We start from the raw sequence: 6,315 nt of genomic DNA, 5'->3' as shown, positions 1-6,315 counted from the left end.
GAACGCGAACCGTACTCCCAGTTCACAGCCTACATACGACAATCCAAAGGATGCTACCGCGTAATCTTTGGTTCTACCATCCGGGCTGCTATCATCAATAAGGCGGTAGACCGGAAGATTGTCATACTCATGATCGCCTATGACGTGGTGTATGTATCCACCAAGGTGAGCATAGACCGACGAAGATAACTTGTAGCTCAAGCCGGCTTTTAACTTGTAAGCAGGTTTTGGAGTAACACGGCCAGCTACCGCTACAAAGTCACCTCCTGCACCGACACATGCGTAAGGCACCAAACTACCCCCCCCCACAAACATTAGGTCATAGCAGGCATTTACCATAACTGCAGTCGAAGTAACTGACCTAATTTCTACAACCTCTCCGCCCTCAACAGTCTTTGCAAGCAGCCTAGCGACAATGATCTTGTTCCCAGAGTTCATGTCGGTAATTTCACCAGCAACCTGCGCCGACGCGTCAACACCTGGCCTTTTACCACCGCTGTACCATGTTTGTGTCTTACTCACATTTGGCCACTTGCCACTACCCCTACCGGACACCGCAGCATTTAGTCCTGAAGCCCTTCTAGAATTATACCAGTAGTCATGCCTGTCTAGCCCTGCGCCGGAACAGTCGCTGCCGTACTCATCCCCTCTCTTTAGCGACACACCATCTACTGTATGGCTACCCCACAACCCCATGATAAACTTCTGCCCATTTTTGCATATCATCTTATCAATGTCCGGATGACTAGCCTTAAGAGAATGCGCAAAATACTCGATATCCTCAGGACTCTGTGCAGCCAAACCATCTCGTAACTCCTGAGTATTGCCATTGACAACATCGAAGGCCAGACCCTTAGCCAAGAGGTAAAAGCCCGTTACGTTATCATGGTCACCACTTTCGTTATGGAAGTGCGCCGGAAAGCTTCTGTGCCCCACCTCCAGTTCCATACGAGCGCCCTTATGAGCAAGGCCAACACTACCGGCCATCGCTGCAATAGACGAGTTCCCAAAGGCAATTTTTGTATCAGTGGCAGTCCAGTCAAACTTATCTGCCCTCAAAACTTCCGCACCAGCATCGTGTTTGTAGGGAATCACCGCCCGGGTACCGTTATTGAACGGTTCGCCTATCTTGAAATCTGTCACTCCCTGTAGTGCCGGAGAATAACTAAACCCAACATACGCACCGTGCAAGGAATCGTGAAGTTCAAAGGACTCCCGCGCATAGCCCCTACCAGGGTCAAAAAATAGGATCCCTGCTGCCACCAGTACAAGTATTTCCAGTTTTGCCGCCTTTGTACAACTCATCACCATAGTTCTAGTTCCCTATACACCACACGAGAACATAAGTAGTCGATTCTGAATGAGCTGTCTACCCTCTAAGTATCCATAGCTAACCCATATCACAACTTCAACGACCTTGGTGACTTAGTACTTTGTATCCTCAGAATACCAGCCTGACCCCCAATTCTCCACCAGAGTAAGATAGACCAAACGACGCCGTCGCATAATCTTTGGTTCGGCCATCAGGGCTGCTATCATCGACTAGGCGGAGAACTGGGAGATTATCATACTCACCATCTCCAATGACATGGTGGATGTACCATCCACCATAGGCATAGACAGATGGAAATAACTTGTAGCCCAAACCAGCTTCCAGCTTAAAAGCGGGCTTTGGAGAAATCCGCCCTGCAACAGCCACAAAGTCACCTCCTAGACCCACACATGCGTAAGGCACTAGACTACCCCTCCCCACAAACATTAGGTCATAACATGCATTCACCATGACAGAAGTTGATGATACCGATGTGATCTTTACAACCTCTCCGCCTTCAATAGTCTTTGCCAGAAATCCCGCAACTATTGCCCTATTACCCGCACTCATGTTGGTGATTTCATCTGCAACTTGTGGGGATGCATCTACAGCTGGACGTAGTTCCCCTAAAAAAGTTCTTGTCGTCTGGCTAACCTTTGGCCACATGTTTTGTCCTTGTCCAGTAACTGCTGCTGCAATCCCGGGCCGAGGCAGCGCTTCCAGCGGCCATTTTTCTTCATGAACTTGACCGGAACAGTCACGCCTATACTCATCTTCCCTCCTATATACTTTACCAAACGCCCATATGCTGCTTTTCGCAACAAGCTTCTTCCCATTTTTACACATCATTTTATCAACATCAGGATGACTAGCTTTCAGTGTATGGGCAAAAGATTCAATATCTTCGGGGCTTTGAGCTGCCAAACCGTCTCGCAGTTCCGGGGTGTTGCCATTGACAACATTGAAGGCCAGACTCTTAACCAGGAGATAGAAGCCCGTTGTGTTATCATGGTTTCCACTTTCGTCATGAAAATATGCAGGAAAGCTTCTATGACCCATTTCCAGTTCCATACGAGAACCACCTTGATGCGCAAGACCAATGCTCCCAACCATAGCAATAACAGACGAGCTTCCAAAAGCAATTTTGGTGTCAGTCGCAGCCCAATCAAATTTATCCGCCTTCAAAACTTCCACCCCAGCATCGTGTATGTAAGGAATCACCGCCCGAGTACCGTTATTGAACGGTTCGCCTATCTTAAAATTCTTCACCCCCTGCAGTGCTGGAGCATAACTGAGCCCAACATACGCGCCGTGCGAGGAGTTGTGAAGTTCAAAGGACCCCCTCGCACAACCCCAACTAGGGTCAAAAAATAAGATCACGACTGATACCAGTACTGGTACCCCCAATCTGACCGCCTTTATACAACTCCCCGCCATAGTTCTAGTTTCATACACACCTCACAGGAACATGAGTAGTCGATTCTGAATAAGCTGTCTACCCTCTAAGTACCCACAGATATCCCATATCACAGCTTCAACAGCCCTGGTGACTTAGTACCTTGTATCCTCAGAATACTATCCTAACTCCCATTTCACCTCCTGTATAAGAAAGACCAAACGATGCAACAGCATAATCCTTGGTTCTACCATCAGGACTACTATCATCTGTGAGCCTATAAACCCGAAGCTTTTCGTACTCACCACTTCCCATCACATGGTGTACGTACCCTCCAAGGTGGGCATAGACTGATGAAGATAACTTGTAGCTCAAGCCAACTTTTAGCTTGTATGCGGGTTTTGGGGCCACCTTACCGCCAACGGCAACAAAGTCGCCACCGTACCCAACACAAGCGTAAGGCATTATCCTATCGCCCACTCCAACCACAAGGTCGTAACAAGCATTAACCATCACCGATGTCGATGTAACTGACCGAATCTCAACAACCTCACCACCTTCAATAGTTTTCGCCAGGTGCCCCGCTACAATTGCTCTATTATCCATGCCCATATCAGTCATCTCGCCTGCAACCTGATCGGAAGAATCTTCTCCTTCGCTTACCCCATAGTCGCGCCAATACCACCAATCTTGAATTTTGCTAACGTTAGGCCACTTACCGCGACCATCATATGATACTGCCGCGTTCAAACCCGGATCTTCTTTTGACGTAAATCGAAATGTACCATCTAAAGGTCTCTTTCCACCTCCGCAGTTGCCTCCGATCTCATCGCGCAGGCGGACGTTATCTTGTGCCATGTGCCATCGCACGTAATCACTCACCACAATCTTCTGTCCGTTTTTACAAAGTAATGAATCAACATCAGGGTGGGACGCATGGAGGACATGTGCAAAAGATTCAATATCCTCAGCGCTTTGTGCCTGCAAGCTCTCTCTAAGCCTTGCTGTGTTGCCGCTAATGACATCATAGGCCATATCCTTTGCAAGAAGATATAGGCCTGTTTCACTGTCATGATCGCCGTTTTTATCATGGAAACGCGCTGGAAAACTTTCATGACCCACTTCAAGCTCGATGCGCGCCCTCTTATAAGCAAAGCCCATTCTACCCATAACAGCAAAAACAGCCGAGTCGTCGAAGGTAATTTTCGTATCAGTAGCGGTCCAGTCAAATCTATCCGCCCTTAAGACTTCTGCTCCATCATCACGTTTGTACGGTAGAACTGCCCTTGTGCCGTTACTATAGGGCTCACCTATCCTGAAATTTGTCACTCCACGCAAAGCCGGAGCATAACTCAATCCAACATACCCTCCCACCGCAAGGTCACGATGTTCAGATGCAATATGAGCGTGGCCTTGAAGGGGAATTAACGTCACTGCAGCCACCGCCAACCATACTCGTAATCCAACCGTCTCCACATTATCCTTGATCATAGCTTTCATCCTCTAGACTTACAGAAACATGAGTAGTCCGCGCGCACAAGATTGCACTTCTTACGCGACGCCATTATTTACTTCTTTTCAGCAGTTAGTCACATCTTTTTTACAGTCCTAATGCATCCTAGAACATTAGCCTAAAACCCATCTCACAACCTGTGTAAGACAAACCAAATTGCGCCACAGCAGAGTTACCTGTTCTCCCCTCAGGGCTTATATCGTCCACGAGCTTGTAAACTGGAAGCTTCGCATATTGACCATCCCCTAGAACATGATGGAAGAAGCCCCCTAGATACGCGGAAATACTCGAAGAAAGCCTATAGGCAATACCAGCCTTGAGTTTATAAGCAAGTTTAGGAGTAATCGTGTCCGCTATATCAACCAAGTTACCTCCAAAACCTACGCAGGCGTAAGGGACGGCCGACATACCGATTTCCGCATCATAACAAGCATTAATGACAAAAGAAGTAGAGTATACTGCTCTGATTTCCACAACTTCTCCACCTTCTACAGTCTTTGCAAGATGCTCCGCTACAACTACCCTGTTATCGAGGCCCATATCAGTAATATCTTCGGCAACTTTAGCGGAAGAATCCGTAGTTACGTGCCCCGCCCCCACAAGACTATACTTCCGTGTATTGCGTCTGCTTACCTTAGGCCATTGTCCACGCCCCTCATTGGAAACCGCAACACTTAAACCCGGATCTGGAAATGTCTTATAAAATAGCCGCAATGCGTCATCCCTCTTGCCATCACAGTTGCTTCCCAGCTCGTCTTTTAATCCCAGCATGGACCTTACCAACTGTTCATTCGATTGCACAATAACCTTCTTTCCATTTTTACAAATTAAAGAATCAACCTCGGGATGGGACGCATGGAGAATATGAGCAAAGGTCTCAATATCCTCGGCGCTCTGTATAGATAGGCTCTCACCCAGTCTCGCAGTGTTGCCATTAATCACGTCATAGGCCATGATCTTGGGTAAAACGAAATATCCCCCTGGTTCACGCTTCCTGGCCCCCTGCGAAGCAGGGATTTGTGCAGTGAACATTTCGTGCCCAACCTCAAGTTCAATACGCGTAGACTTGATCTTCAAACCAATGCTTCCCGCCAATGCCACATCCGTTGAGTGCCCAAACGTGATCTCCGTACCCATAGCTGCCCAATCAAAGTTATTGGTACGTAGCACCTGAGTGCGACGATCACTCATATAAGGCAATATCGCCCTGGTGCTCTCGTTTGTTTCATTTATGTCAAACCCTGCAACTCCATCAAATGCCGGTACATAGCTCAAGCTCACAAACACTCTACCACGCGCCGCGGAGTTAGTCGCACTATCATAAGCCGTATCCGCCATACATTGATAAACAGGTATCGCTGTAAAAAGCGCCAATGCTGTCATGCTTATCAGTTTTTTATCGCAACGAAATCTCACGATCATATCTTCCCCCTATGCGACTAATGTAGACTTTACGCAGCATGGTATAACACGCACAGCGATCGTTGCATCATGCCTTCACGTTACGTATTCAATTTATTACGCAGTCCTTATTCAATGGTTTACTATTAGCCACTGTCGCGCATTTCAGCTCGCGCGTAGGTTGATATGTCACTACGTGTTACACGTTTAGAAAAGCGTGTCAGAACACAAAACTCATTCCCATCTCACAGCCCGAATAAGACAGACCAAATTGGGCAACAGCAGAATTGCCTGTTCTTCCCTCAGGACTGATATCATCTACAAGCTTATAAACCGGAAGCTTAGTATATTGACCATCACCAATAACATGATGGTGGTACCCACCAAAATACGCTGAAATATTCGTTGAAATTTTATACGCTAATCCCGCCTTCAACTTATACGCGAGTTTTGGCGCAACAGAACCTCCAACGCCTACAAAATTACCCCCAAACCCTAAACATGCATAAGGTACTATGGCTTTGTTACCCAACTCAGCATCATAACAAGCATTAACCATCACCGAAGTCGAAGACACAGACCGAATCTCCACGACTTCACCACCTTCAACAGTCTTAGCAAGATGCCCCGCGACAATAGCCTTGTTATCCAAGTTCATATCAGTCATCTCACCAGCAACTTGTGGGGATGCGT

The 6,315-nt window shown here is 47.3% G+C and carries 5 protein-coding genes; all 5 read right to left on the bottom strand.

The window, feature by feature from the left end:
• A partial coding sequence (locus tag PGW94_RS04205; RefSeq protein ID WP_271758950.1) for a P44/Msp2 family outer membrane protein occupies positions 1-1,311 on the bottom strand: 1,311 nt, incomplete at its 3' end.
• Between the two features lie 130 nt (positions 1,312-1,441).
• Complete coding sequence (locus PGW94_RS04200; protein WP_271758948.1) at positions 1,442-2,749, bottom strand: P44/Msp2 family outer membrane protein; 1,308 nt, start codon at positions 2,747-2,749, stop codon at positions 1,442-1,444.
• A gap of 130 nt (positions 2,750-2,879) precedes the next feature.
• Positions 2,880-4,199, bottom strand: a complete 1,320-nt coding sequence (locus PGW94_RS04195) for a P44/Msp2 family outer membrane protein (RefSeq protein ID WP_271758947.1) — start codon at positions 4,197-4,199, stop codon at positions 2,880-2,882.
• Positions 4,200-4,326: 127 nt separating this feature from the next.
• On the bottom strand, positions 4,327-5,643 hold the full coding sequence (locus tag PGW94_RS04190) for a P44/Msp2 family outer membrane protein (RefSeq protein WP_271758945.1): 1,317 nt from the start codon (positions 5,641-5,643) through the stop codon (positions 4,327-4,329).
• 199 nt (positions 5,644-5,842) lie between these two features.
• On the bottom strand, positions 5,843-6,315 hold a 473-nt coding region (locus PGW94_RS04185), incomplete at its 5' end, for a P44/Msp2 family outer membrane protein (RefSeq protein ID WP_271758943.1).

The sequence above is a fragment of the Candidatus Anaplasma sp. TIGMIC genome (assembly GCF_028204095.1).
Classification (GTDB): domain Bacteria; phylum Pseudomonadota; class Alphaproteobacteria; order Rickettsiales; family Anaplasmataceae; genus Anaplasma.
Note: the sequence above shows the minus strand (reverse complement) of the source record. Positions and strands in the feature narration are given on the sequence as shown.